Source organism: Bacteroides sp. D22, assembly GCF_000163675.1.
GTDB classification, from domain to species: domain Bacteria; phylum Bacteroidota; class Bacteroidia; order Bacteroidales; family Bacteroidaceae; genus Bacteroides; species Bacteroides xylanisolvens.
Genome location: NZ_GG774806.1, coordinates 1 through 26,299, shown reverse-complemented (window position 1 = coordinate 26,299; position 26,299 = coordinate 1). Strand labels below are relative to the sequence as shown.

Genomic DNA, 26,299 nt, shown 5'->3' with positions numbered 1-26,299 from the left:
GCTTCTAAGCAAGAAATTTTCTTATTCTTGGCATCAATACTTTTCGGAGGCTATCAGTGCCAAGAGTAATATAAAGAAACAAATCATTAACAGTTGATTGAATATGACTAAGAAAATCTTTTTGACCGCCTTGTGCGCAGTGGCTCTTTGTCCGGCCTTCGCACAGACTTCCGATACGAAAGAAAAGGTGGAGTACAGTACGGACAAGTATAAGGTGGAAACCAACCGTTTTTGGGACAACTGGTTCATCAGCGTGGGTGCCGGTGGGCAGGTGTATTTTGGTGACCATGACAAGCAAATAGACTTCGGCGACCGCATTGCCCCGGCACTGGATATTGCTATCGGCAAGTGGTTCACTCCGGGAATCGGTATCCGCTTCATGTACAGCGGACTGAAAAGCAAGGGCGCCACACGTGATGACTGGGAATGCGACATCACCCACGGGACAGGCGAACATGTGCCCGGATGGGCCGGCGTTCCGGGCGACGACCTCCAATATTCCAAATACAAGATGAGCAACCTCCACGCCGATGTGCTCTTCAATGTGCTGAACCTTTTCGGTGGTTACAACGAAAACCGTAAGTGGGACCTCAGTCCTTATGCCGGCCTCGGCTGGGCACGTGTCTATGACTCTCCATCTTCCAAGGAGGTAAGCGCCAACCTCGGTATCCTGACCTCCTGGCACTTCTGCGACGTACTGGCCCTGAACCTCGACGTGCGTGGCATGTTCGTCAACGACCGTTTCGACGGTGAGGGCGGCGGCCGTTTCGGTGAGGGGAACCTTTCCGCCACCATCGGCCTGACGTATAAGTTCAAGCAACGCAGCTGGGACCGCAGCAAGACCGTTTACCGTTACAATTATGGTGATCTGGAAAGCATGCGCCGGAAACTGAACGACATGAGCGCGGAGAACGACCGCTTGAAGAAAGCCCTTGCCGATGGCGACAAACAGAAGGCACAGACCATCGTGAAGAAGATTGCCTCCGCCAACCTCGTCACCTTCAAGATCAACAGGACGAAGCTGAGCAACGAGGCGCGCGCCAACTTGGGTCTGCTGGCCGAAATCATCAAGTTGGGCGATCCGGAAACCGTATATACCATCACCGGTTATGCCGATGCGGGAACGGGTAGCAGCAAGGGCAACGAACGCCTGAGCAAGGAACGCGCTGAGAACGTTTACGACTGCCTGGTGAAAGAGTTCGGCGTCAGCGAGAAACAGCTCCGCATCGACTACAAGGGCGGTGTGGACAACATGTTCTACAACGACCCGCGTTTGAGCCGTGCGGTTATCACACGTGGGGAATAAAACATTTGTTCATATAGGAACTTGTCCGATTCTGGTCAGCCGTCAGACTGGGCGAAAGCCTTGACGCGGATTTCGATACACAAGACCGGATTTCAGACAGACCACATATTTCCGTTTCCCGGTCGGAAAACAAATATAACCGGGAAAGTAAAAAGATGTTAAGACCTATGTCCTTTGTGAAAAGCGCGGGGATTGTAAGGAAGGCGGAAGACTCTGTCTTCCTTACATTTCTATTTGTCAGAAAAAAAATTATTAACCTGTCAATTGTCATTCCGGAAGGATTTCTTGACATGGTATTATGAATTATGATCTGAATACAAACCATCTGTTATACAATTATGATGAATATATGCACTTTTTTATGTTTCATGGCGTGCGCCTTTGTACTCGCTGCCTGCTCCGACTCCGACGAGGATGTTATCGTGCAGGGCGGTTTGACCGGAAACTGGTACAGCACCGAGAACGGAACGATTTATACCGTTGAATTTCACAAGGAAGGGACAGGGGAGTTGGTGACTTACACCTACTCGTCAATACCAGATGTGACCGGATATCATACGGGATGGACGGTGGAAGGCATGTCGTTCTAATACACGCTCGTAGAGAATCTGCTTACCATGAAACTCGCAGTAGGGGAAGTGCTTGTCGCGGTGGCAGGCATTACGGGCAACAGCATGTCGCTCACCGATGGTGATTCCGCCGTCATGCTTACCCGGTACGATGGAGGCGAGGAAAAAATCAACGAGCTGAGAAAGGAGGTGGAAAACAATTGTGATGTATTAGAACCGGCTCCGATCTATCCCAACGAGGAAGAAAGTTTCTGGGAAGAGGAAAGCTGTGCAAAATGCAATCCTTGGCATTTACAGCAACTTACGGAGTTATGAGTACAGGCAGTTGCTGCTGGAGAAGATAAGGCTTACGGGGAAAGACTTTGATGAACACCCTGCGTCCGTCATTACTCCGTATGACAGTCATGTGGCCGATGTGTGGAGTGCGGCCTACCTTGTCATCAGCAACGCCAATATGGTGATAAATGCCTTGAAGCCTTTGACGGCTCCTATGAGCGTACCGCTTACATCAACGAGGCGAAAGCCTTGAGATGCATGGTCTATTACAACCTGTCACAACTGTGGGGCAGTGTGCCTTACATTACGGTGCCCGCCACTTCCAACAATTACGATGAAATCCTGCATTCCCCCGTACGGTCACCGCAAGACCTTTGTTGGGGACTGCTCAATGAACTGCAAGACATCACCCGTTTGCCCGGAGGTTGTGTAAAAAGTAAGAATCAAGTGTTCTTTGACATATTGTATTAAAAAGGCAATGCTCTTTATCTCTTTATTTTGGTATTTCTATTGTTGTCCTTTGGCGAATGACCGCTATTAGGTATACTTAATACCCCAATAGTGGACTTGTTGCAATAGTACCTGTATGCTTTGAATGTTAGTCACTCTTCTTAGATTATAGCATGTTGCGTACAAATCTATTTCAGCCTGTACCTTTTCCTTTCCTCTGAGTAGGAGTGGTATTTGCCCCATCCAGTATTTAAGAGTTCCGAAGGGATGTTCTACCCATGTTTTTCGTAAACGTATAAGCGCTTTGTATTTCATCCCCTTACACTTCTTCATATACTGTCTTATGGGTTCGGCATCTGCCCTTCGGTAGATAATCCGGCCTTTTTTTGATGTGGTGCAGAACTTTATCAAGGGACAACCCTTGCAGTCTCTTCCCTGATATTTTCTATAAATCTTTCCATGTTTACGAACTTGCCTGTCTTTAATAGGTAATATCTTTTCTTGGGAGCATATATAATAGTCATTGTCTGCATCATAGGTAAAAAAGATTCCGTGCTCCCGATCTTCTTTAGGAGAATGGTCTCCTTCATTGAAAGGAACGGCAATCACTTTGCCTTCTTCTTCAAGGGCCAGAATCTGTTCTTCATTAGCATAACCGGTGTCGGCAACGGCTTGGGATACTTCTACCTGAAGGTCTTCCTGCATGGCATGAATCGAAGGTTGAAGGTCTTCAAAGTCATTCGGGTGGTCGGTAACCTGCATGGCACCTATCAGGTGATGTTGGGAATCTACCACTGATTGGACATTGTAAGCCGGAACAAAACCGTTACGGGTCTTCATCAGGCGAGCTTCGCGGTCAGAAGGAAAGCTTCTTTGGGAACCTTCATCCAGCATACGCTGTTTTTCCGCCTGAAGTTCTTCAACCTGTTGGCTCAAACGGGCTATCTTCTCCAGTAGGGAGCTCTCCACACCGGCTCGTCCGAGAGTTCGGATAATTGTTCCTGGGCTGTTTCCACCAGATCATTTTCATTAAGCTGGTGCAGATACTTCTCTAAACGGGTATCCAACAAGGCTAACTGTCGATTAATACCATCTAAAGTAAGACCGTCACGATTGGTATTGGCTTTGATTTTACTGCCGTCAACAGCTACCAGTTTGCCTGAAATATAACCGGAACTGACCAGAAAGCGGCGGAAATCAAGGCAACATTCATGAATGCCCGAAGTTTGTTTGGAACGGAAATCGGCAATAGTCTTATGATCAGGATGGAGATTACCCAGAAGCCAGATCAACTCCATATTACGCAGAGTCTCGCGCTCCAGTTTACGGGAAGAACTGATACTGTTTAAATAGCCGTAGACATACAGCTTGAGTAAAGTACCAAAGCTATAAGCCGAACGGCCCGTAGGACTGTTACCTTTATAAGATGAAAAATCAGGGTGCAATTTGATAAACTGATCGACAAAAACATCAATCAGACGAACAGGGTTCTCACAAGAGATATAAGAATCTAAAGACTCGGGAAGAGTCAGTTGATTACGGTCAAAAGGTTGAATATAGCCCATAAAATTAATCCTATTGTTAGCAGAGCAAAGATATAAAATCCTTTTTATACAATATGTCAAAGAACACTTGATTCTTACTTTTTACACAACCTCCCCGAAGGCGGGTGGCGCATCACTATGGAGACCGTCAAGGCCCTCCGTGCCGAAATCGCTTTGAGCCTGGGCTACAATGACGAGGCGGGATACCTGCTTCGCGACTGTCAGTCCGATTTCAGCATTGCGGTCGAGGAATCGTCCGAGCCCGAAATGTACCGCGTTTTCGGTGAAAGCCTTGCGAACTATACACCCGCGAAAACCGCCCTGCTGCTCAAAGAGGCCGGTATGGAGGACACTGCGGACAAGTCGGCCCTGCCGGACGAATGGAAAACGCGGAAGCAAGACTGGGGCTATTGGATCATGTTGAAACGGACCGGGCAGGCACAGGCCGTGGCCGGATGCGAAGCCTACGAGCTTCTCATGCCTTTTCCGCAATCCGAAATAAACCTTTTGCCCGCGCTTACGCAAAATCCGGGATATTGACAACAGGGAAGTGCGGCACAAGACATGGACAATTCCGCCCTGTAGGAACTGTATGAACCATGAATACGACACACTGTCAGAACAATATATACCCCTGGCGGGTTCATACCACAGCCGTGGAATGTGGTATTTCCGGCTGTACGAATTAAATCCGCTATCATTTGTTTGTTTTGTTTGCTTATCCATATCCGGGCCAGGCGTGGTTCGGATATGGATATTTGGAATACCGTATTTATCGGAATTCATACCGCGGCTGTCCGTCATCGGGAGGCGGCGTATCATCCGGATAAGGAATTATATACGAAGGGAAGCGGGCATGCGTGCCATAATTTCATCTCAACATCCAACCAGTTTGATATGGCAGTCGGACTGCACGCATAGCAATGATGCCGCCTCCCCGTCGGCAGGGAAGCCGGGATAAGCCCCGGACTTCCCTGCTTTTGTTTTATACCTGCGCGATCGGCCCCGTTCCCGGCCATCCCGCAGTCTCACGTAGGCGTCACTTGCCGGGGGAGCCCACCGGATGCATCCTGATAACGGCGTTACAGAGCCGTGCCGTCTGTTCCTGGTGGGTGATAATGATGAGGGTCTTGCCTTGAATGGTATGTGAAAGCCGTTCCAGCAGCGTCCGTTCGGTATCGGAATCCAGCGAGGAGGTGGGCTCGTCCAGCAGGACGATGTTACCGGGGCGGAGCAGTCCGCGCGCGATGGCTATGCGTTGCGCCTGCCCCTCACTTATGCCCGTTCCCATCTCGCCGCAGGGGGTGTCCAGTCCTTGCGGCAGTTCCCGTACAAAATCGGCCGCCGCCGTATGCAACGCTTCCCGCATCTGCCCGTCGGTAGCTTCGGGATTGCCCAACAGCAGGTTGTCGCGCAATGTGCCGCTGACGAGCGTATTCCCCTGCGGGACATACACGAAATTCCCCCGTGTGAGTGGAGAAACGGGCACGGGCCGGGTCTTGTCATACAGCGTGATGTTTCCCCCGTCGGGCTGCAACAAGGCCAGTATCAGCCGTACCAGCGTACTCTTCCCGCTGCCGGTCTCCCCGAGCACGGCGGTCAGGCTCCCCGGCTTGAAATCGTATGTGAAATGTTCCAGCACCTTACGTCTGCCGCCGGGATAGGTAAAAGTAACATTCTCCACACGGACACCAGCCTTGCCACCCAGGATGACAGGCTCGCCCTGTTCCTCCAGCGGCATGGAGTTGAGCTCGTCTATCCTCTCCACGGAAGTCAGTGCGCCGATAAACACCGGAACCTGCCGGGCCAGCTCCACGACAGGGCGTTGTACCTGCGCCACCAGTTGCAGGAAGGCGGCCAGCGTGCCGAATGTTACCGTACCGGTGTCCAGCCCGTATATTCCCCATGCGAAAGCGGTCACATAGCCGAGGGCGAACCCCGCCTGCACCATGATACTTGAAAAGATGGAAAATGAGTTGCGCCGCATCACCAGCCGTTTCAGCCCCGACTGGAGTGAGGACATCGTGTCCGCTGCCACCGGGGTGCATTCCAGGACGGAAATCAGGGTGCGGTGCTGCAGGTTCTCCTGCAGATGGCTTTGCACACGGCTGTCCGTCGCCCGTATCTCACGTGTCAGACGCCGCATCCGCTTCATGTAGAGCTTGCTGCACAGCAACGCCAACGGCATGATAAGCAGGATGACGACAGCCATCCGCCGGTCGAGACAGAACAGGAACAGCGCGGCGCCGGCCAGTTGGAACAGCGTGGTTCCGACCAAGGGGATGGAACCCGCCAGCAGGTCCGTCACGGTACGGACATCCTCCTCCATGCGGTTGAGCATATCGCCGGAATGGAATGTCTCGCGACCGTTCCACCGGCTTTTCAGGATATGTTCGAGCAGATCCTGCCGCAGTCTGTTGCGCAGGCTGATCTCCGTGTGCGCATAGAGACGGCTGACAAGTGCGGACAGCAGCAGTTGCAGGACGATGCATCCCGCCATGGCCGCCAGTCCCAGGATGATGTTCCCGTCCGCCTGATGGGTGGCGGTATCTATCAGGTGCTTGCAGAACCAGACGAACGTGAGGGACACGCCGATGCGAACTGTCCCGGCAAGAATACCCGCCAGAATGGGGGAGCGATATCCCCGTGAGGCGTTCCACAGCCATTCCGCTCCTTCTTTCATACTCATTCCCGCCTTCATATCCATACCCGTCTGTATATGTACAGCAAATACCGGCGAATAGGGAGCAGCCTGCCCCATATCTTCGCCTTGCACCGTTCACCCCCTGCGTCGCAGTCCACATAACGGCCGTTACGGATAATTCTTGTGACAACTCCCGTTATATCGGGAAACCGACAACTTTCCGTTTCCTTTAGATTCCCGTCGCCCATTAGGACAATCTCCGCGCCATGGATGCGGACGATACGGTGCAGCACATACCGGCTGTCGGGCAGGTGTGCCAGGGCGATTTGCCAGACCTGTAACGCCTGTATCCCGGAGGGACGCCGTACAAGCACACTGTCACGCCCTCCGACAATGAAGGGGAGCATGCTGTTTCCCGTAGCCTTCAGCATGACCGACCGTCCGTCGGCCAGCATGTTCTCCACCTCCCCAAGCAATGAGGCGTTGGGGAGCAGAAGCCTGTCGGCATGGGCATGATTGAATGTATCGTCTGTCTTCATTTTCATACTGCAAAAATAGTGAAAATAAACGGAAATAAGCGGCCGCAAACAGCCTTTTTGTAGGGCATCGAACAGAAAAAAGGAAAGGGAGTCTGTTGGTAAACGTCCCAAGTGATAATATAGGTGAAGCTATCAAATTATATGATGAAGCGACTCTGGAGCTTGGAAGGGCTAACGGTTTAACGGCGTAACGCGCTGTTAAACCGTCTGGTTTTCGTTTACCCAAAAGACAACTTGCTGTCCGCAGGAGCGGACCACGTATCTCCAATAATTATTGTGTATCAGACTATTGCGTGGCTATTTTCCTGTGATTTGTTGGGCATTTCCATCAGATATTAGCCGGCTGTTCTCCCCATTAAAGGGTAGATATCTCTTCATAACCATGTGACTTACGCCCATAATTCGAGAATAAGGAGGCGCATATACGGGAAATCTGCCCTTTAATGCCCTATTGTCCAAGCGTAAGGGCAGAGCCGCCAAAGATGAGCGATTTCGGAGAATCTTACGGTCGGAACTCAGCCGTGAAAGAGCTACCCGCCTGGAAGGAAGTTTTGAAACGCAGAAACAACATTATTCACTGGCCAGGATAAAAGCCAGAAACAGGAAAACGGAAGTACTTTGAGTTTTCTTTGGGATACATACAGCCAATGCGGTATGTATGATAGAAAAGGTCGAAAAGAAAAAAAAGAAAGGCAGCATAATCTGACTAAAATAAGAGGAAAAGAGGAGAGGTTTTAACTTCCCCTAAAAAAGATATGTACATAATGCATGGGTGGGAAGAAAAAATAAGAATATGTAAATAATGTTCTATGAAAAAGATAGAAGACTGGGAGAATTGAACGAAAAAATCAAGAGAAAAGCTCACGTAAAGTAAAACTTTTTTCTTAATTTAGAAGAAAGAGGAACATTTACTGAATATCCATAAATAGAGTTAGAGTATGGATGGGGTAATTACAAAACAATCAGAAGAATATATTATGATAATGAGGATGCTTAGAAAATGCTCAAAGGAAATTCTTGAATTTCAGAATTTGCAGGTTCCTGTAGCTAATGAGGTTTATATGACTGGTGAGCAGGTATGTAGTATGTTACATATATCAAGCAGGACTTTGCAAAAGTTGCAGGATGAAAAGGGGATAGCTTATACTGTTATAGGTGGCAAGTTCCTTTATCCTCTTTCCAAATTGCAATCGGTATTGGAAAAAAATTATAGAAGTTATCTTCGTTAAATCAAGTGATGAATTTGTATTTATACTGCTTTTTTCGTATATTTGCAAAAGTAAGTAAAAGTGTAACAGGAAGAAAGTTGCAGCATATATGCGGTGAATTATGCGGTGTCATAGGAATTGAGGATTTATGTAAGATGCTGATAATGAGTAAGGAACCTTAAAGTTAATCGTTCCCTGTCTCTCCGCTAGAAAGCAGCTTTTTGCTGCTTTCTGTTTTTATGGAGAGTTTTTTCTCTAGTTGGTAATTGTAAGGAGAGGTGCTCGAGTGGTTGAAGAGGCACGCCTGGAAAGCGTGTATACCCCTAAAGGGTATCACGAGTTCGAATCTCGTTCTCTCCGCATCATTTTTTTACATTTTAATATTAATGAACGGCTGTTTTGACTTATCAAGGCAGCCGTTTGTTTTATATTGTTTTCGGGAATTCGGTTATTCCAATTCTTCAATAATCTTCTTTACATCTACCGGTTGTAATCGACCATATACCTTCTCGCCGATCATCACTACCGGAGCCAGTCCGCAGGCGCCTACACAACGCAGACAGTCTAATGAGAACTTTCCGTCCGGGGTAGTGTCACCGACTTCGATACCTAATACACGTTTGAACTCTTCCAGCAGTTTTTCTGAACCACGTACATAACAAGCTGTACCCATGCAAACAGAGATGGGATGTTTTCCTTTGGGAGTCATGGTAAAGAAAGTATAGAAAGTGACGACACCATACACTTTCGATACGGGAATTCCAAGTTTGGAAGCGATAATCCGTTGCGTTTCCTCGGGTAGATACCCTTGCAAATGCTGTGCCTCATGCAAAATATTGATAAGTTCGCCCGGTTTGTTTCCATGCTTGTCGCAGATCGTTTTGATTTGCTCTGCCATGTCACAGGCTAGTTTGATATCTGACATAATACTCTTCATTTAAAAGTTAATCAATCGCTTTGTTGAAATAATGCGTATGCAGGAGAGTTTCCGATTTCTCACCTAGCGGTTTGCCGAGATAATCCTCGTATAATGTCTTGATATACGGATTCTCGTGCGATTTGCGCAAAGGTTTGTTGGCGTCTTCACGGTAAAGTGCGTTGGCGCGTGCATAGAGTATTTCCGAGTTGCCGTGATGCAAAGGCTGCCCGCCGCCACCGATACAGCCTCCGGGGCAAGCCATAATTTCGATTACATGATATTCGTTATGTCCGTTCCGTATATCTTCCAGTAGATGACGAGCGTTGCCTAGTCCGTGTGCGATGCCTACTTTTAATTCAAATCCGTTTAGGTTAATGGTAGCACGACGGACGCCATTTAGTCCGCGTACCTGTTCGAAATTTACATTTTTCAAAGGTTCTCCGGTATAGATTTCATAGACAGAACGGAGGGCGGCTTCCATTACACCACCTGTTGTTCCGAAAATGACACCGGCACCTGTCGATTCACCCATCGGGTTGTCGAATGGGCTGTCCAGTACGAGAGGGAACCCGATATTGGCACGTTTAATTAGTCGTGCTAGTTCACGGGTAGAGATAGAATAATCCACATCGGGGATACCGTTCACTTTGAATTCATCACGTGCACATTCGTACCTTTTAGCCAGACAAGGCATGATAGATACGACAACCAGTTTTTCTCTGGGTATGCCCATTTTCTCCGCCCAATAGGATTTGGCAATGGAACCGAACATCTGTTGTGGGGAGCGGGCGGTGGACGGAATGTCCAGCATGTCCGGGAAATGATGTTCGAAGAAGTTGACCCATGCCGGACAGCAGGAAGTCAGGATAGGTAATCGTACGGATTTATCTCCGTTGAGATAACGTGTCAGGCGGTTCAGAATTTCAGAACCCTCTTCCATAATGGTAAGGTCGGCTGCAAAATCAGTATCGAATACATAGTCGAATCCCAGTTCGCGAAGTGCATACACCATTTTCCCGGTTACCAGAGTGCCGGGAGGAAATCCGAATTCTTCACCTAGGGCCGCCCGTACGGCAGGTGCGGTCTGCACAATCACTACTTTGTCCGGATTAGCCAGATCGTCGAGCAGACGGTTGGTGTAGTCACGTTCTGTTAATGCGCCTACGGGACAGACAGCCACGCACTGACCGCAGTAAGTACATTCACTTTCCGTCATCATTCGGTCAAAGGCAGGAGCGATGGTTGTATTGAATCCGCGACGGATGGCACCCAATGCTCCGACCGTCTGTACATCATTGCAAACACTTTCACAACGGCGACAGAAAATGCATTTATCCATATTACGGACGATAGAAGCGGTAATTTCCCGTTTGCGGGGGGACAGCTCACCGCCATTGAAAGGCATTTCGCGAATGTTGAAACGCAGTGCTAACGTTTGGAGCTCGCAGTTGCCGCATTTAGGGCAAGTGAGGCAGTCATTGGGGTGATCCGAAAGGATCAGTTCAGCTACCACTTTGCGAGCGTTCATTACGCGCAGGGTACTGGTTTTTACTACCATGCCCTCCGTGCAACGGGTAGCGCAGGCAGGAGCCAGGTTGCGCCGTCCCATCACTTCAACCACACAAATACGGCAGGAAGCCGGATTATTTTTTATACAGGTTCCTTTCAGGTCGATATGACACAGCGTAGGTATATTGATACCGATTTTGATAGCGGCTTCAAGAATAGTGCTTCCCTCGGGCACAGTGATGAAATGACCGTCTATCTGGAGAGTAATTTGTTTTTCTTCCATAGTAAATAAGATTTTAGCAGACAAGAATAGCGTTGAATTTGCAGCGTGCCATGCACATGCCGCACTTGATACATTTATCAGGAGCAATGACATGTGGCTTGCGCACCAGCCCGCTGATAGCATCCGCCGGACAGTTTTTGGCGCATAGATGACAACCAATGCAACGTTCCGGACTGATGGTATATGTTAATAGTGATTTACATTGCTTGGAACGACAAGTCTTATCCCGTACGTGTTCCATATATTCATCGTAGAAGTTATCCAATGTGGATAAAACAGGATTCGGAGAGGTTTGTCCCAGTCCGCAGAGGGCCGTATCTTTGATGACTTGTCCCAAAGTGGCAAGTGTGTCCAGGTCTTTTTCTGTGCCTTTTCCTTCCGTAATCTTGTTCAGTAGTTCCAGCAGACGTTTGTTTCCAATGCGGCAAGGTGTGCATTTCCCGCAGGACTCTTCCACTGTAAAATCCAGATAAAAGCGTGCTACGGATACCATGCAGTCGTCCTCATCCATGACAATCATCCCTCCTGAACCCATCATGGAACCGGCCGAGAGAAGGTTGTCAAAGTCAATGGGAGTGTCCAGATGTTTTTCTGTCAGACAGCCGCCTGACGGTCCTCCTGTTTGTACAGCTTTGAATTTCTTTCCGCCTTTGATACCTCCTCCGATTTCGTAGATTACTTCCCGAAGAGTAGTTCCCATCGGCACTTCGATCAGCCCTACATTATTAATCTTTCCGGCAAGAGCAAACACTTTGGTTCCTTTGGAACGTTCTGTGCCAATCGTTGCAAACCAGTCGGCTCCTTTGGTTAGAATAATGGGAATATTGGCAAGTGTTTCCACATTATTTACATTGGTTGGTTTTCCCAGATAACCGGATTCGGCAGGGAAGGGAGGTTTCAGAGTCGGCTCTCCTCGTTTTCCTTCCATCGAATGAATAAGGGCAGTTTCTTCTCCGCAGACAAAAGCTCCGGCTCCGTATCGTATTTCTATGTCGAAACTGAAATCTGTTCCTAAGATATGATCTCCCAGTAATCCGTATTCGCGTGCCTGATTGATAGCTGTTTTCAGTCGGTTGATAGCTAACGGATATTCGGCACGGATATATACTAATCCTTTGGTGGACCCGATGGAATAACCGCAGACACACATCGCTTCTACAATCGAATGTGGGTCGCCCTCCATAATGGAACGGTCCATGAATGCACCGGGATCTCCTTCGTCGGCGTTACAAACCACGTATTTGACATCCGACTGTTGTTTGTTGGCAAATTCCCATTTCAGTCCCGTCGGGAAACCGCCACCGCCACGTCCGCGAAGTCCCGAACGTTTGATAATATCAATAACGTCCGTCGGCTGTTTGTTAAGCAGGCAATCGGCCAATGCAAAGTATCCTTCACGGGCGATATACTCTTCAATATTTTCGGGATCGATAAAACCACAGTTACGCAATGCGATGCGGAGTTGTTTCCGGTAGAAATCCATGTGCTTGGAGTCGCTGACGGTATGTTCCGTTTTAGGATCTACATACAGCAACCGTTCGATTCTTCGTCCTCCGATGATATGCTCGTTGATGATTTCTTCCGCATCTTCGGGAGTGACTTGGGTGTAAAAGGTATTATCGGGGATAATTTTCACGATAGGACCTTTTTCACAGAAGCCGAAACAGCCTACGGTGATGACTTCTACTTTGTCGGTGATTTCGTTCTTTTGGATGGCTTTTAGAAGATTGTCTGTAATACCCTGGCTGGAAGATGCCTTACAGCCTGTACCACCGCAAATCAGAATCTGAAGATGTTGCGCACCGGATGCCAGTCCGTAACACTTTTCAGTCACCTTTTCATTACTTTCTTCGCGCAATGAAAGATTGTGCTCTGCTCTCTTCCTGATTGTTGCCAAATCATGGATAGATAAAATTTTCATAAGTATCAGAATTGTTAGTCGGTTTTTTGCAAATATAATTCTTTGTTTGAAATAACAGCGTAGTCTCGTACAAATAAAATTGTTCTTTGACGGAGGATTTAGGTAAATAAATCTCTATCTTCGTATTTAATAGGTATCAAACCTAAAAAAAGAAAATTGAAGTATGAGACGAATTTTACTTGGACTATGTTTTCTATCCTTTCTGAACAGCGCATCCGGACAAGAGATTCCTTTGCCGGAAAAGATGCCGCAGACACATCCGCGGGTACTGACTACTCCGGCGGGAAAGCAGGAAACATGGAAGCTGATTAAAAAAGAAGAATGGGCGAAAGATGTTTTCAATAAATTGAAGGAACGGACGGAAGTATATACGAACCTGACGGATGCTCAACCGGCGTGGTTGCTGTCTCGTTTGGCAATGTACTGGAAGTCTCATGCCACGGAAGTATATGTGAAAGGTGAAACGTTCGACCATGCAGGTGGTGAAAGAGCTCCTTATCCCACTGTGCGCTACACGGGAACCCGTGGCACAGCTGCTACCCACGGCCGTCCCAAATTGGCGGATGTCGTTCCTTATGATGATGAGGATGGGAATGTCACTTTCTGCAATAATGCACTTCCCGACCGTCCTATGGAGAGTGTACACCCATCCAAAACAGGCCGGAATATTGAAAGCCTGAACTGCGAAATCCTGGGAATTGCCCGTGATGCCGCTTTCCTTTATTGGATGACGGATGAAGAGAAATTCGCTAAACTTGCCGCAGGGGTCTTTGATACATATATGACGGGTATTTATTATAGAAACGTGCCCATCGACCTGAATCACGGCCATCAGCAAACATTGGTAGGATTGACTTCTTTCGAAGTCATCCATGAAGACGCACTCCATATCGCTGTACCTTTATACGATTTTCTATATAATTATCTAAAGGCCAATTACCCGGATAAAATGGAAATCTACGCCGGGGCTTTTAAGAAATGGGCGGATAATATCATTGCGAACGGTGTACCTCATAACAACTGGAATTTGCTACAGGCACGGTTTGTTATGAATGTCGGATTGGTATTGGAAGACAATAAGGAATATGCCGACGGAAAAGGACGTGAATATTATATCGACTATGTGATGAACCGTTCCAGCATCCGCCAGTGGAGTCTGACGCAATTGGCAGATTATGGTTTCGATATAAATACGGGAATTTGGGCAGAATGTCCGGGATATAGCAGTGTGGTAATCAATGATTATGCCAATTTCGTGAATCAGTTTGATACGAATCTGCAATATGATTTGGTGAAAGCAATGCCTGTATTGTCGAAAGCGGTAGCAACCACTCCCCAATATCTGTTTCCCAACCGTATGATTTGTGGCTTTGGAGATACGCATCCGGGATATTTGAGTACGAACTTCTTTATCCGTATGATACAGAATGCACAGGCGAACGGGAAGAAAGAACAGGAAAACTATTTCACGGCTTTATTGAAATGCCTGAACCCGGATTTGGGAAATGATAAAACAGAAAAGAAGAATGTGCGTGTATCTGTCAATTCTTTCTTTGAAGATAAACCGCTGACGCTAAATCCCAAAGTGCAGCCGGGAAAGATAGAAGATTATGTTTCTCCTTTGTTTTATGCTCCCAATGTGTCATGGCTGGTACAGCGCAACGGTATGCATCCGCGCAACAGTTTGATGATTTCGTTGAATGGCAGTGAAGGGAATCACATGCACGCTAACGGCATTTCGATGGAACTTTACGGAAAAGGATACGTATTGGGTCCGGATGCAGGTATCGGGCTTTTCTTGTACAGCGGACTGGATTATGCGGAATATTATTCTCAATTCCCCAGTCATAATACAGTTTGTGTGGATGGAATATCGAGCTATCCGGTGATGAAAAGTAACCATTCTTTTGATTTGCTTTCCTGTTTCCCGGCATCAGCGGAACCGGGCAAAGCATTTACGTCCGTTACTTACAGTAACCTTTATTTTCGTGAACCGGAAAGCAGGGCGGATCAGACCCGTATGATGAGTATTGTCACTACCGGGGCGGAGACGGGGTATTATGTCGATGTATTCCGCAGCCGGAAAGAGAAAGGAGGCGATAAGATGCACGATTACTTCTATCACAACCTTGGGCAGACTTTGACATTGACAGCAGCAGATGGCAGCGACCTGAATCTCCAGCCTACGGAAGAACTCGCCTTTGCAGGCGCACATCTTTACGCTTATTCCTATTTATATGATAAGAAAGTGGCTGCAACCGCTAAGGATGTCAAGGCAACTTTCACCATAGATATGAAAGATAAGGACGGCGATGATATATACATGAATCTTTGGATGAAAGGCGAACCGGATCGTGAAGTCTTTACGGCTTTGGCGCCAATGACCGAAGGGCTAAGCCGTACACCGAATATGCCCTATAATATAAAGGAGCAGCCGACGCTGACATTTGTTGCCCGTCAGCATGGAGAAGCTTGGAATCGTCCTTTTGTTTCGATATATGAACCGAGTACAAAAAAGGAACCGTCTGCTATTCAGTCCGTCTCTTATTTTGATGTGGAAGGAGTAGGTTTAGAAGATTTTGCCGGAATCTGTGTGAAAAGCAAAAACGGACGTATAGATCATATCTTCTCTCTATCTGATGCTGCACAAACCGCTACTTATCAAGGAATGAAAGTGAAAGCGGATTATGCTGTTATTAGCAATGAATATGCAGGAAACCGGACGTTGTTTTTAGGGAATGGAACCCAATTGGTTGCACCCGGGGTAATGATTCAGACCGACAATGCCGCTAATGTATTGCTCGAAAAGAAAGAAGGGAAATGGTATATTATTTCTTCTGCTCCCTGTACGGTTGTTATCGGCGATAAGAAGATAAAACCCGATGCTGCGTCGGAGCCTATGTTGTTGCGTATCTGATGTTTCATTGGTAATAAAGAAAAATTGTATATCTTATCCGTAGTATGGTATATTATGGCCTAAGATGGAAATTGTTGCAATAAAAAACAAAAAAAGCGTGTTTAAACGTTTTTAATACTATATTTTTTCTAATTTTGTGGCTTTCTGTCCAAGTAGTATATAAAATGGACAGTAAGCCCTTTTTTGTGGGTAAATATTTAGTGGGAAATATTTAGTGGGAAATAAATGATGGTATATGTGATGAGAAATGGTCGCAGGGTAATAGCTGCGTTATCATTTCTGTTATTATGTTGTGGTGTACATGTGCACGCACAACGGGTGGCTGTAAAGACAAATGCATTGGGTTGGCTGACCGCCAGTCCGAATGTAGAAGCAGAATTTGTATTGGGTAGTCATGTCTCCTTAAACATGGGGATTGCTGCGAACCCAATCAGTACAGACAACTTTAAAACGACTTTCACGCATTTTCAGCCTGAAGTTCGTTACTGGCTAAATCGTCCGATGGTGAGTCATTTTCTTGGAATCACCGCTTTCGTGAATAATTTTGATATGATGGTAAAAGATGTGCATCACAAAGGCGATGCATACGCCGCTGGTTTGACCTATGGATACGCATGGGTGCTGGGCGATCATTGGAACATCGAAGCAACTGCCGGAGTGGGTGTGTTGCGCTACCGTCAGTTTAAGTATGATAAGGGTACTCCGAAACCGGGTGCGGTCAACGATAGTAAGACCACCATTGCACCTGTCAAACTGGGGGTATCCTTTGTTTATATTATTCGATAACGAACATTAGCTAGTCAGAAAAGAGAATGAAAATCAATTTGAAACGTGATAGATTAACAGGTATACTTCTCGTGGCGATGATGTTCGTCGGTATGAATGTATCCGCCCAACGGATCCGCGTGCAGGGGCATATCACAAACCCGCAGGGAAAAAGTGTTCCGAATGTAAATGTGTTGAATCCGGTCAATGACGAACGTATAGAAATGTCCGACGAGGATGGTCGTTACAGTGTCTTGGTTGAGAAAAACGGCTCGTTGAAGTTTACATGTGTCGGTTATGAAGACAAAACAGTGAAGGTGGCAGGAAAGCAGATTCTGAATGTAGTATTGAAAGATGCCGTCATCGAACTGGACGAAGTAACGATTACTTCCAAAGTGAAGGACAAAGTGATTCCGGAACCTACGGACATCGAAATCAAAGGCAATTATTTCCATCTGAAAACCCGTGTCCCGGTGCCTAAGGAGATGTTTAACTCACATCGTCGCTTGGTATTGCAGCCTTCCATTTATGATGTGACACTGAAAAAGCGTCTGTTGATGCGTCCTGTTGTATTCGACGGGGATACTTATAATACAACGCAAAATCGAATGTACGATTATGATATGGATAAAGATCCTTTGCACGATTACATCCGTGTGAAAACTACTTCTTCACGCAAGGGGGATATTATTGCTTACCATGATTCTATCTATATAGAATATCTGCAACATGACTACCGTGCAGATGTGCATCTGGCGATGGAAAATTACCGGAATATCATTTATCGTGACTCTTTCTCCATTGCACGCGGAACGGTCAACCCGCTTCGCTTCTTGGAGTATAAATTCTCCGCTTTCAGCCTGACGGACGAGAAATACCTTCCGAAACCCGTGATGCAGTTGCGGGATACGAAAGGTGAGGTAAACTTAACCTTCCTGGTAGGTAAAGCCGACCTGGATGATAAGAATCCACAGAATCAGGTGGAACTGAACCGGTTGAATCAGGAATTGCGTGGTATTGAGACGAACCCGGATGCCTCTTTGAAGAGTTTTCATATTACGGGGGTAGCTTCGCCGGACGGTTCTTACGCGACGAATCTTCGTCTGGCAAAATTGCGTACGGATAAAGCCCTGGAACGTATACTGGCACAACTGGACCCGGAAACACGTAAACTGTTGGAGGTGAAATCGGATGCATCGGTTGCCTCCTGGAAGGAGGTAGCTGAATTGCTGAAAAAAAACTCCAAGCCGGAACTGGCTAAAGAAGTAGAGGACTTAATCAAACAATATGCAGCTACTCCTTACCGGTTGAATGGGGTCTTGAAATCGAAACCTTTCTACAAGGAACTTGCGGCTACTTATTTGCCTAAATTGAGAAAGGTGCAATATACCTATGGTTATTCAATCTTCCGTTCCTTGACAGACGACGAGATTAGAGAACTTTACAGAAAGAATCCGAAGGAACTGACCCGTTTCGAATATTACCGTATGATTACGACAGCAAAAACTCCCGACGAAAGGGAAAAGTATTGTAGGGAAGCTCTTGAACTTTATGATAACTTTACGTATGCAGCCAATGAACTGGCAGTGGCAACGATACAGAAAGATACTCCGGATTCACGTATTCTCGAACCGTTTGTCAGTAAATCGGCACCGGCGGAGTTATTGTCTAATCAGGCTATTGCCTTGCTACACGAAGGGAAATATACAAAAGCGGATTCAGTCTTGACATTGGTTCCCGAAGAAGCGGTTTCTGAAGATTTGCAGGCCATCGTTCAGGCATTGGCCGGTTATTATAATGATGCTTTCGAAAAGGTGGCGGCTACCAGCCCTTTCAATGAGGTGGTGATGCTGCTCGCAATGAAGAAGAATCAGGAAGCATGGGATAAAATTTCTACCATAGATGTAGAGACCGCCCGCGAATATTATATAAAAGCGATTGCCGCCAACCGCCTGGAGAAAATAGGTGATGCGATTATGAGCATTGAGAAGGCCCTTGAACTTGATCCTTCCTTATTGGAAGTAGCGAAGGTGGACGGTGATATTATTGACTTGCTGCCGGAAGAGCAGAAAATTAAATAATGATATATACAACAAGAGTAAACGATGAATATCTTCAGAATCAACAATAAATATGTAGCAGTGGCAATCTTCCTGATGCTTGCTGTTACCTTACAGGCACAGGATTATGGTGCATTGCAATATATGTTACAGAAACGGCCTGCAAATGAAAAGTTCGAGAGCAATAAATTCAATGAACATCTCTTTTTCTCTGCCGGAATAGGGCCATACAGCTTGTTAACAAGTGGAGATAGTCAGGATGGAATGGGAATGACCGCCCATCTCTTTATGGGAAAGTGGATTACTCCGGTTCATGGACTTCGGATAGGGGTGAATTTAGGTTATCTGCCGTCGAGTATCTACGATTCTAAAATAAAAATGGGTGGCGGCAGCCTGGACTATCTGTTGAATATGTCCTCCCTGGCATACGGATACAATGCAAACCGTTGTTTTGAGTTAGTAGGGATTGCAGGTATAGAAGCCGGTTATTCTAAGGTGGGCGACAATAGCGATCGTTCCGAAAAGTATCCGGATTTGAAAGGCGGCGGTCAGCTTTATTACGGCGCTCATCTCGGTTTACAGGGAAATGTACGTCTTTCTTCTACATTGGATTTGTTTGTAGAACCGCGGATCGGATGGTATAATGACGGTTTTGCGTATACGGAAAGTTGGAGAAACTATAAAATGGCTGGTTCGGTTCTGGTAGGTCTGACCTATATGCCTGCTGCTCCGATGGGAACTAAGATTCATTTCGATGATTTCGATAAAAGTTCCTTCCTGAATCATATGTTTATCTCTTTATCCGGTGGTATCAGTACACTGAAAGTTCCGGGAATCAAGAATACGATTAAAGGATTAGGTCCCCAGTTCTCTGCCGGAATCGGTAAATGGTTCAGTCCTTCTTCCGGTCTGCGTTTGTCCGGGACGGTTGGACTTTCAGACACCCCTTCGGGCAGTGCAAGCGGCTACTTTAAACATGTCGATCTGCATGCGGACTATCTGTTGAATATCAATAATGTTCTTTGGGGATATGATGAAGACAGAATATTTAGTCTGATCGGTATTGCCGGAGTTAACCTGGCAGGTACGAAAGGAGTGGATAAAACCGCCAAGTATGCTCCGGGAATAGGAGTCGGTGTGCAAGGAAGTTTCCGTATCAACCGTTCTGTGGATTTATTTATAGAACCTCGCCTCAATGTGTATAATAAGAGATATGCAGGAGGTCGCGGAGTAGGTGGCAATACGGATCAGCTCGGAGAGTTGAATTTTGGTTTGACTTATCATACGATTGACCGTGCGGCACGTCCGAAGAACGGATTCTCAAGCAATCACATCGCAGACAATCTGTTTATGACTTCGGGAATCGGTGTGCAAATGTTCCTGAATAAGACGAATCTTGAAAACCTTGGTTCTTTAGGTCCGCAGGCTTCTGTCTCTATCGGTAAGTGGTTGAGCCCTTATTCCGGTTTGCGCCTGGTGGGTACGGGTGGATTCTTTACGAACTATGTAGTTCCGGGAAGTGTTAAAGCGGGCAAACTTAGACATGCCAGCGTCAGTGGTGGTCTTGATTACTTGTGGAACATAACGTCTACCATGAGTGGATATAATTCCGATCGTATCTTTGATTTAATAGGTTCGGTAGGTGTCAACCTTGCTTATACTTCCAAATCAGACCATAAGTTCCAACCGGGTATTAATGCAGGCATACAGGGATTATGGCATGTGAATGATTTTCTCGGTTTGTACATTGAACCGCAGATTCGCTTGTATGGAGATAAATTCATTGAAGGTAATCTGGGCTTTATGCAGAAAGACGTAATGGTAGGAGTCAATGCAGGTTTCCACTATCGCTTTGTTCCTTATTCAAAAGCAGCCAATCGCAGCGTGTTTGGTCAGGATGACAAGCGTTACTTCATCTCCGGTGCACTTGGATTGGGTAGCTTGCTCGTAGCCAACAAAGATTTGGTGAAGAATGCAGGTGTAGAAGCAAAAGGAAGCATAGGTAAATGGTACACTCCGTTATCTGCATGGCGGGTAAATGGAACAATTATGTACAAGGCCAAAACGTCGTCGAAGATGAATCTTCATTATGCCGGTTTGGGTATGGATTATATGATGAGTCTGGCCACATTGGCAAAAGGATACAGCCCCGACCATGTGATAGATGTTGTTCCTTTTGTGGGAGTTACGGCCGGACTGGTACGCCGTTACGGTAAGTTCCGAGCAGTGCCGGGACTGGATGCCGGTGTGCAGGTAAAGCTGAAAGTGGCTTCTTCTTTGTATCTGTATGCCGAACCTAAAGTCGGTATCCGTACCGATACATACGATGGCTCCGAACAGGGAAGACCTGACCGCGTAGCTTCCATGGTAGGTGGATTATTGTACAGATTCAAGATGCCTACTTTCCAATAAGAAGAAAAATAAGAAATCGAATAAAAAGGGTTGCGCAATACCGGATTAGTGATTGTGCAACCCTTTTTGTATTCCATTTCCAAGAAATTACGGTTACATAAACGTTACATTAATATTACTTCCATTTCTACCTGATAATGAATAAAATGAATCTTTAGAATTCATTTTCTCCCTTGCTATTCTCCTCTACTTTTGCTCCAGAAATTAAAACGAAAACGTATGAAAACGATTACTGAAGCAATATCGAAACAAAGTTCAAACAGAAGATTAGCCGATTTCCTCTTTATTCTATGGGCAGGTGGAGCAGCCCTTCTTTCTTACTCACTGGTTTATACATTGCGCAAACCTTTCACAGCTGCTACTTTTGACGGGATAGAAGCATTCGGCTTTGATTATAAAGTACTGGTTACTATCATTCAGATAGCAGGTTATCTGATAGCCAAGTTTATAGGTATCAAGTTGATTTCCGAATTGAAGAGAGAGAATCGCCTGAAGTTTATACTCGTTTCCATTGCCGTAGCGGAATTGTCATTGGTTGCGTTCGGAGCACTTCCCACTCCTTATAATATGTTTGCCATGTTCTTCAATGGATTGTCATTGGGCTGTATGTGGGGAGTTATTTTCAGTTTTATCGAAGGTCGCCGCACTACGGATATTTTGGCCAGTCTTTTAGGAATCAGTATTGTTATCAGTTCGGGAACGGCAAAATCCATCGGATTGTTCGTTATGAATACATTGAACGTCAGCGAATTTTGGATGCCGGCACTTATCGGTGCTTTTGCACTTCCTTTATTGGCTCTTTTGGGATATAGCTTAACCCGTTTGCCACAACCTACGGCACAAGATATAGAACAAAAAAGTAGTCGTGTAACTCTGAATGGCAAGCAACGGAAAGAACTGTTCATCGACTTTATGCCATTTCTTGTATTATTGTTTGTAGCTAACCTAATGTTGGTAGTGCTTAGAGATATTAAGGAAGATTTCCTGGTGAAGATTATTGATATGAACGGACAGTCCTCATGGATGTTTGCGCAGGTAGATACAGTCGTTACATTAATAATTCTGGCGTTATTCGGAGCGATGGCCTTTGTGAAAAGTAACATAAAAGTTTTGGTTGCCCTGCTGGGATTGGTCGTACTTGGGACAGCCACCATGAGTTTTATATCTTTCAATTATGATTCTCTGCAATTGGATGCAATCACCTGGCTGTTTGTCCAAAGTCTCTGTCTGTATATTGCCTACCTCTGTTTTCAAAGCATTTTTTTCGACCGCTTCATCGCTTGTTTCAAGATAAAAGGAAATGTCGGTTTCTTCATTGTGACCATTGATTTTATCGGATATACGGGAACTGTACTTGTCTTGATGTTCAAAGAATTTGCCCATGCAGACATAAACTGGTTGGAATTTTATAATATATTATCCGGTTACGTAGGACTGATCTGTACGGTTGCTTTCACCTGCTCCATGATTTACCTGATACAGCGCTATAAAAAAGAGAAACAACTGAAGAAAGCGAAAGAAGCCGAAATGAGCAACGGGATAAAATTTACGGGAGAAGGTATGGAGCCAACTACTTTTTCACAAATTTGATAAAAGGTGGACGATGAAAATAATAGGACTATATTTGAAATTCTCCTTCCTTCTATCTCTAATACTAACGACTTCCCGGATAACGGCACAGAATCTGCCCGATGGCATACAATATAAAATCACCGGGCGTCTATTAATGGATGGAGGAGTGTATCTGAAGAATCCGAATAACTTTGGCAACGGCACGGAATTTAATGACCTTCGCATCGGTGTAAAAGCTACCTATCAGAACTGGGGAATGAAACTGGAAATGGGATATGCCGGAAACAAAGTAGCCATCAAAGATGCTTTTGCCACCTATTCCTATAAGAATAGTTCCATTCAGATAGGACAATTCTATGAGCCATTCAGTCTCGATATGATTTGTAGTACATTTGATCTTCGCTTCAACCAATCTCCGGGAGCTGTGCTGGCATTGACAAATAGCCGACGTATGGGAGTAGCCTATTCCTATCGTACCCAATATTACTATCTGTGTGGCGGATTCTTTACCGATAATGATTTGAGCAACCTGAAAAACGCATCGCAAGGATATGCCATTGACGGACGTTTGGTTTACCGTCCACTTTATGAGCAAGCGAAACTGGTACATATAGGATTAGCAGCTATCCATCGTACACCGGACGGCACGCTTCCCGAAGATGAGAACAGGAATACGTTTACTTATAAATCTCCGGGCGTGAGCACGATTGATAATCGTACATTAATACAAGCAGATGTAGATCATGCAGCATCTCAATTTAAAATAGGAACCGAACTGCTAATTTACTATCATAAATTCTTTCTTCAGGGTGAATACATCCGCGCCCATGTAAAACGGGAAAAGGGTTTTGAGAACTATACGGCACAAGGAGCTTATCTGCAATGTTCCTGGCTATTGTTGGGACAGAATTATCTGTATGACGAAGAAGTAGCCTGTCCCGGAAGACCGGAAGGAAAAGCACTCGAACTATGTGCCCGTTTCAATTATCTCTCTCTGAATGATGCCGGAATAAAAGGCGGAACACAGAAAGACCTCTCCTTCGGATTGAATTACTATATCAATAAACACATTGCTGTCAAATTGAATTATAGCTACTTCATCCCCGGCTCGCATATCAAAGAGATCGAAAGCACAAACTTTAGTGTAGTACAGGGACGTTTTCAATTCATATTCTAGTACTTGGCAGTTCCGTTCGAATAAAGCTATAATAAAGAATAGGAAGGTGTATTGTATACTAGTTTTACTAAATGTTTCAAAGACATATCGAGAGCACTGCCGACTCAATATGCAGAACCGTATGTAAAAAGTAAAAAATAAGAAGACAGAAAAAACTGGAATGTTCTAGGTAAATCTCCTTTATTGTTCGTAATAGACAATAAAGGAGATTTTTTGCATTGGTTATTTTTTCTATAGTTTCTGTTACCAGTTTGCCAACCTGGGTGGAATAGAAAGTATAGTTTTAGAAAGAACTTCAATAAACAGAATAATTAAAATATAACATAGTTTAGTGATATGAATATAGTAGGAGTTTTATCAGGTAAAAGAAAATGTTTGTTAGCAATAGCTATTGCATTTTCGACATTCGGGAATGCCCAATTAGTAACCTATCCGGAAGGATTGAACACTGGTATGCCACATAATGATGATTATACAGTCAAAGTACGTGAAGCAGGCGGTGAATGGAAAGATGTATTCGAATATGAAGTCCAAGTAGATATGGATCGGGTACAATCTGCTTCAATGGTACAGTTTGATATAGGCAGTCCCGTAGAAGTGATGGTGAAAAAGAACAATGGCACCATTCAGGATGTGAAAATCCGTCCGTTAGCAATAGGTATACAACATACGGTAAACCACAATGCTATCTTTTTTACACTCACTAGACCTCAATGCCTGTCGATTGAGTTTAACGGTGATCGTTTGCATAATCTTCATTTGTTTGCTAATCCTTTGGAAACAGAAACTTATACTGAAAGCAGTGACAAAGTAATGTATTTCGGACCGGGTGTCCATCGTCCGAAAGATTTGCCGAACACACAGATACAGATTCCTTCCAATACTACTGTTTATTTAGCTCCCGGAGCTGTTGTAAAAGCTAAATTATTGATTGACAAAGCTGAAAATGTACGCATTGTCGGGCGTGGTATTCTCGACCATCCGATCCGTGGAATAGAAGTTACTCATTCTAAAAATATATGGATTGACGGTATTACAGTTATAAATCCAGATCACTATACAGTATTTGGTGGTGAGTCTACAGGGTTGACCATCAATAATTTAAAGTCTTTTAGTTGTAAAGGATGGAGTGATGGCATAGATCTGATGTGTTGCAGTGACGTATTAATAGACAATGTTTTTATGCGGAACAGTGATGATTGTATTGCCATCTATGCCCATCGCTGGAACTATTACGGAGGAAGTCGTAACGTGACTTTACAGAATTCAATCCTTTGGGCGGATATTGCTCATCCGATCAACATTGGAGGACACGGTAACCCGGACGATAAGGTTGGAGAGATTCTTGAGAATATAACTGTCCGTAATGTCGATATTCTGGAACATGATGAAGATGATCTTCTTTATCAGGGCTGTATGGCAGTGGATTGCGGTGATAAAAACTTGGTACGCAAAGTATTATTTGAGGATATCCGTGTAGAGAATATCCAGGAGGGAAGATTGTTTCATATTAATGTTCGTTTCAATTCAAAGTATGATAAGCAACCCGGCCGGGGAATTGAAGATATTATTTTTCGGAATATCATTTATAATGGAGTAGGGGAGAATCCATCTCTATTGAAAGGGTTTGATAAAGAACGTTCCGTCAAGAATATCATCTTCGATAATGTGATTATCAACGGCATGAAGATGAAAAATATAGATGATTTTATCACGAATGAATACATAAAGAATATCACAGTCAAATAGCATAATCTGGTATATGAAGTATGAATGGAAAAATCTCTTTGTATTAGGTGCAAACTTCTTTTCTTCTAATATCAAACTTTCTTTAGGTTAAACATAAACTATAAATGCAAGTTTCATTTATATAATTAGAACTTGCAATTATATAAATGAAACTTTCGTTTTTATAATCAAAGCTTGCAATTATAGATTTCTATTAGATAAGCAGGGAAAACGCACGAGTTAAAACGCTTTAATAAAGTTGTTTATCAAATTAGCTAGATACTCATCACTCCATCCAGCCTTCTTCCTTTTCCTATTGACAGAAGTCTTCTTGTCTTCATCCTGATAATTCTTCAAAATGGTCAATGCCATTTTAGTTAAAGTGGAAAAGTTTTGTGCCGAATTCATCATTTTTCTTCCATCATCTTCATTAAATGTAACATCCAACTGCCAATGCAATCCATTTTCTACCGCCCAATGCTTTCTCTTATATTTAAGAA

The 26,299-nt window shown here is 45.1% G+C and carries 21 protein-coding genes, 1 tRNA gene and 2 pseudogenes; 16 read left to right on the top strand and 8 right to left on the bottom strand.

Going from position 1 to position 26,299, the window contains the following annotated elements:
- Positions 1-103: 103 nt before the first annotated feature.
- The 4 genes from HMPREF0106_RS12695 (at position 104) to HMPREF0106_RS27435 (ending at position 2,622) form a co-directional block, all read left to right on the top strand.
- The gene (locus tag HMPREF0106_RS12695; protein ID WP_032851338.1) at positions 104-1,306 is read left to right on the top strand and encodes an OmpA family protein; all 1,203 of its coding nucleotides are present in this window, start codon (positions 104-106) and stop codon (positions 1,304-1,306) included.
- 338 nt (positions 1,307-1,644) lie between these two features.
- On the top strand, positions 1,645-1,896 hold the full coding sequence (locus HMPREF0106_RS12700; protein WP_009039940.1) for a hypothetical protein: 252 nt from the start codon (positions 1,645-1,647) through the stop codon (positions 1,894-1,896).
- A 27-nt stretch (positions 1,897-1,923) separates the two neighbouring features.
- Complete coding sequence (locus tag HMPREF0106_RS27440; RefSeq protein WP_015532628.1) at positions 1,924-2,190, top strand: hypothetical protein; 267 nt, start codon at positions 1,924-1,926, stop codon at positions 2,188-2,190.
- A 102-nt stretch (positions 2,191-2,292) separates the two neighbouring features.
- Positions 2,293-2,622: a hypothetical protein gene (locus tag HMPREF0106_RS27435; RefSeq protein ID WP_009039939.1), complete on the top strand. Its 330-nt coding sequence runs from the start codon at positions 2,293-2,295 to the stop codon at positions 2,620-2,622.
- Between the two features lie 66 nt (positions 2,623-2,688).
- Here the strand turns inward: HMPREF0106_RS27435 and HMPREF0106_RS27820 are convergent, their stop codons facing one another.
- Together HMPREF0106_RS27820 and HMPREF0106_RS27815 are read right to left on the bottom strand one after the other, a co-directional pair.
- On the bottom strand, positions 2,689-3,570 hold the full coding sequence (locus HMPREF0106_RS27820; protein WP_032851336.1) for a transposase: 882 nt from the start codon (positions 3,568-3,570) through the stop codon (positions 2,689-2,691).
- Entirely contained in the window at positions 3,543-4,166 is a 624-nt protein-coding gene (locus HMPREF0106_RS27815) for a transposase (protein ID WP_011107083.1), read from the bottom strand. The genes HMPREF0106_RS27820 and HMPREF0106_RS27815 overlap by 28 nt, the downstream gene beginning before the upstream one ends.
- A gap of 117 nt (positions 4,167-4,283) precedes the next feature.
- On the opposite strand from HMPREF0106_RS27815, the gene HMPREF0106_RS27065 reads away from it, so the two are divergent.
- Positions 4,284-4,685 (top strand): RagB/SusD family nutrient uptake outer membrane protein, encoded by a 402-nt coding sequence (locus tag HMPREF0106_RS27065; RefSeq protein ID WP_032851334.1) that lies wholly within the window; start codon positions 4,284-4,286, stop codon positions 4,683-4,685.
- A gap of 210 nt (positions 4,686-4,895) precedes the next feature.
- Positions 4,896-5,066, top strand: a complete 171-nt coding sequence (locus tag HMPREF0106_RS27060) for a hypothetical protein (protein ID WP_015532627.1) — start codon at positions 4,896-4,898, stop codon at positions 5,064-5,066.
- Between the two features lie 118 nt (positions 5,067-5,184).
- Here HMPREF0106_RS27060 and HMPREF0106_RS12705 read toward each other — a convergent pair whose 3' ends face one another.
- Together HMPREF0106_RS12705 and HMPREF0106_RS12710 are read right to left on the bottom strand one after the other, a co-directional pair.
- Positions 5,185-6,852, bottom strand: coding sequence for an ABC transporter ATP-binding protein (locus HMPREF0106_RS12705; protein ID WP_032851328.1), 1,668 nt, complete (start codon positions 6,850-6,852; stop codon positions 5,185-5,187).
- Positions 6,843-7,220 (bottom strand): S24/S26 family peptidase, encoded by a 378-nt coding sequence (locus tag HMPREF0106_RS12710; RefSeq protein ID WP_225011876.1) that lies wholly within the window; start codon positions 7,218-7,220, stop codon positions 6,843-6,845. Before HMPREF0106_RS12710 ends, HMPREF0106_RS12705 begins: the two co-directional genes overlap by 10 nt.
- 568 nt (positions 7,221-7,788) lie before the next feature.
- Here HMPREF0106_RS12710 and HMPREF0106_RS28270 point away from each other — a divergent pair.
- The 3 genes and pseudogenes from HMPREF0106_RS28270 to HMPREF0106_RS12720 all read left to right on the top strand — a co-directional run.
- Positions 7,789-8,034: pseudogene (locus HMPREF0106_RS28270) on the top strand (DDE transposase); the annotation flags it as partial.
- 232 nt (positions 8,035-8,266) lie between these two features.
- Positions 8,267-8,557, top strand: coding sequence for a helix-turn-helix domain-containing protein (locus HMPREF0106_RS12715; RefSeq protein ID WP_009039935.1), 291 nt, complete (start codon positions 8,267-8,269; stop codon positions 8,555-8,557).
- A 251-nt stretch (positions 8,558-8,808) separates the two neighbouring features.
- A tRNA-Ser gene (locus HMPREF0106_RS12720) sits at positions 8,809-8,896 on the top strand.
- Positions 8,897-8,984: 88 nt separating this feature from the next.
- Here the strand turns inward: HMPREF0106_RS12720 and nuoE are convergent.
- From nuoE to nuoF, 3 genes are read right to left on the bottom strand one after another with little or no spacing between them, the layout of a single operon-like run.
- Complete coding sequence (gene nuoE, locus HMPREF0106_RS12725; protein WP_004305841.1) at positions 8,985-9,461, bottom strand: NADH-quinone oxidoreductase subunit NuoE; 477 nt, start codon at positions 9,459-9,461, stop codon at positions 8,985-8,987.
- Between the two features lie 19 nt (positions 9,462-9,480).
- Positions 9,481-11,247 (bottom strand): NADH-dependent [FeFe] hydrogenase, group A6, encoded by a 1,767-nt coding sequence (locus HMPREF0106_RS12730; RefSeq protein ID WP_009039934.1) that lies wholly within the window; start codon positions 11,245-11,247, stop codon positions 9,481-9,483.
- Between the two features lie 13 nt (positions 11,248-11,260).
- The gene (nuoF, locus tag HMPREF0106_RS12735) at positions 11,261-13,168 is read right to left on the bottom strand and encodes an NADH-quinone oxidoreductase subunit NuoF (RefSeq protein WP_008774971.1); all 1,908 of its coding nucleotides are present in this window, start codon (positions 13,166-13,168) and stop codon (positions 11,261-11,263) included.
- A gap of 163 nt (positions 13,169-13,331) precedes the next feature.
- Between nuoF and HMPREF0106_RS12740 the strand changes: the two genes are divergently transcribed.
- The 7 genes from HMPREF0106_RS12740 (at position 13,332) to HMPREF0106_RS12770 (ending at position 25,820) form a co-directional block, all read left to right on the top strand.
- Positions 13,332-16,085, top strand: a complete 2,754-nt coding sequence (locus tag HMPREF0106_RS12740; protein WP_009039933.1) for a heparinase II/III family protein — start codon at positions 13,332-13,334, stop codon at positions 16,083-16,085.
- A 240-nt stretch (positions 16,086-16,325) separates the two neighbouring features.
- The gene (locus HMPREF0106_RS12745) at positions 16,326-16,871 is read left to right on the top strand and encodes a DUF3575 domain-containing protein (protein WP_004305849.1); all 546 of its coding nucleotides are present in this window, start codon (positions 16,326-16,328) and stop codon (positions 16,869-16,871) included.
- A gap of 26 nt (positions 16,872-16,897) precedes the next feature.
- Entirely contained in the window at positions 16,898-18,931 is a 2,034-nt protein-coding gene (locus HMPREF0106_RS12750; protein WP_009039932.1) for a tetratricopeptide repeat protein, read from the top strand.
- A gap of 24 nt (positions 18,932-18,955) precedes the next feature.
- The gene (locus HMPREF0106_RS12755; protein ID WP_009039931.1) at positions 18,956-21,322 is read left to right on the top strand and encodes a hypothetical protein; all 2,367 of its coding nucleotides are present in this window, start codon (positions 18,956-18,958) and stop codon (positions 21,320-21,322) included.
- 219 nt (positions 21,323-21,541) lie between these two features.
- On the top strand, positions 21,542-22,912 hold the full coding sequence (locus HMPREF0106_RS12760) for a DUF5690 family protein (protein ID WP_009039930.1): 1,371 nt from the start codon (positions 21,542-21,544) through the stop codon (positions 22,910-22,912).
- 13 nt (positions 22,913-22,925) lie between these two features.
- Complete coding sequence (locus HMPREF0106_RS12765; RefSeq protein WP_004305856.1) at positions 22,926-24,071, top strand: OprO/OprP family phosphate-selective porin; 1,146 nt, start codon at positions 22,926-22,928, stop codon at positions 24,069-24,071.
- A gap of 336 nt (positions 24,072-24,407) precedes the next feature.
- Complete coding sequence (locus tag HMPREF0106_RS12770; RefSeq protein WP_004305858.1) at positions 24,408-25,820, top strand: glycosyl hydrolase family 28 protein; 1,413 nt, start codon at positions 24,408-24,410, stop codon at positions 25,818-25,820.
- 219 nt (positions 25,821-26,039) lie between these two features.
- Here HMPREF0106_RS12770 and HMPREF0106_RS12775 read toward each other — a convergent pair.
- A pseudogene (locus HMPREF0106_RS12775) lies at positions 26,040-26,299 on the bottom strand (ISAs1 family transposase); the annotation flags it as partial.

Bases quoted from the DNA above. Each gene is read 5' to 3' on its own strand.
- HMPREF0106_RS12695 (WP_032851338.1), top strand. From the start codon at position 104: ATGACTAAGAAAATCTTTTTGACCGCCTTGTGCGCAGTGGCTCTTTGT.
- HMPREF0106_RS12700 (WP_009039940.1), top strand. From the start codon at position 1,645: ATGATGAATATATGCACTTTTTTATGTTTCATGGCGTGCGCCTTTGTA.
- HMPREF0106_RS27440 (WP_015532628.1), top strand. From the start codon at position 1,924: ATGAAACTCGCAGTAGGGGAAGTGCTTGTCGCGGTGGCAGGCATTACG.
- HMPREF0106_RS27815 (WP_011107083.1), bottom strand. From the start codon at position 4,166: ATGGGCTATATTCAACCTTTTGACCGTAATCAACTGACTCTTCCCGAG.
- HMPREF0106_RS27065 (WP_032851334.1), top strand. From the start codon at position 4,284: ATGGAGACCGTCAAGGCCCTCCGTGCCGAAATCGCTTTGAGCCTGGGC.
- HMPREF0106_RS27060 (WP_015532627.1), top strand. From the start codon at position 4,896: ATGGATATTTGGAATACCGTATTTATCGGAATTCATACCGCGGCTGTC.
- HMPREF0106_RS12705 (WP_032851328.1), bottom strand. From the start codon at position 6,852: ATGGATATGAAGGCGGGAATGAGTATGAAAGAAGGAGCGGAATGGCTG.
- HMPREF0106_RS12710 (WP_225011876.1), bottom strand. From the start codon at position 7,220: ATGCTGAAGGCTACGGGAAACAGCATGCTCCCCTTCATTGTCGGAGGG.
- HMPREF0106_RS12715 (WP_009039935.1), top strand. From the start codon at position 8,267: ATGGATGGGGTAATTACAAAACAATCAGAAGAATATATTATGATAATG.
- nuoE (WP_004305841.1), bottom strand. From the start codon at position 9,461: ATGTCAGATATCAAACTAGCCTGTGACATGGCAGAGCAAATCAAAACG.
- HMPREF0106_RS12730 (WP_009039934.1), bottom strand. From the start codon at position 11,247: ATGGAAGAAAAACAAATTACTCTCCAGATAGACGGTCATTTCATCACT.
- nuoF (WP_008774971.1), bottom strand. From the start codon at position 13,168: ATGAAAATTTTATCTATCCATGATTTGGCAACAATCAGGAAGAGAGCA.
- HMPREF0106_RS12740 (WP_009039933.1), top strand. From the start codon at position 13,332: ATGAGACGAATTTTACTTGGACTATGTTTTCTATCCTTTCTGAACAGC.
- HMPREF0106_RS12745 (WP_004305849.1), top strand. From the start codon at position 16,326: ATGAGAAATGGTCGCAGGGTAATAGCTGCGTTATCATTTCTGTTATTA.
- HMPREF0106_RS12750 (WP_009039932.1), top strand. From the start codon at position 16,898: ATGAAAATCAATTTGAAACGTGATAGATTAACAGGTATACTTCTCGTG.
- HMPREF0106_RS12755 (WP_009039931.1), top strand. From the start codon at position 18,956: ATGAATATCTTCAGAATCAACAATAAATATGTAGCAGTGGCAATCTTC.
- HMPREF0106_RS12760 (WP_009039930.1), top strand. From the start codon at position 21,542: ATGAAAACGATTACTGAAGCAATATCGAAACAAAGTTCAAACAGAAGA.
- HMPREF0106_RS12765 (WP_004305856.1), top strand. From the start codon at position 22,926: ATGAAAATAATAGGACTATATTTGAAATTCTCCTTCCTTCTATCTCTA.
- HMPREF0106_RS12770 (WP_004305858.1), top strand. From the start codon at position 24,408: ATGAATATAGTAGGAGTTTTATCAGGTAAAAGAAAATGTTTGTTAGCA.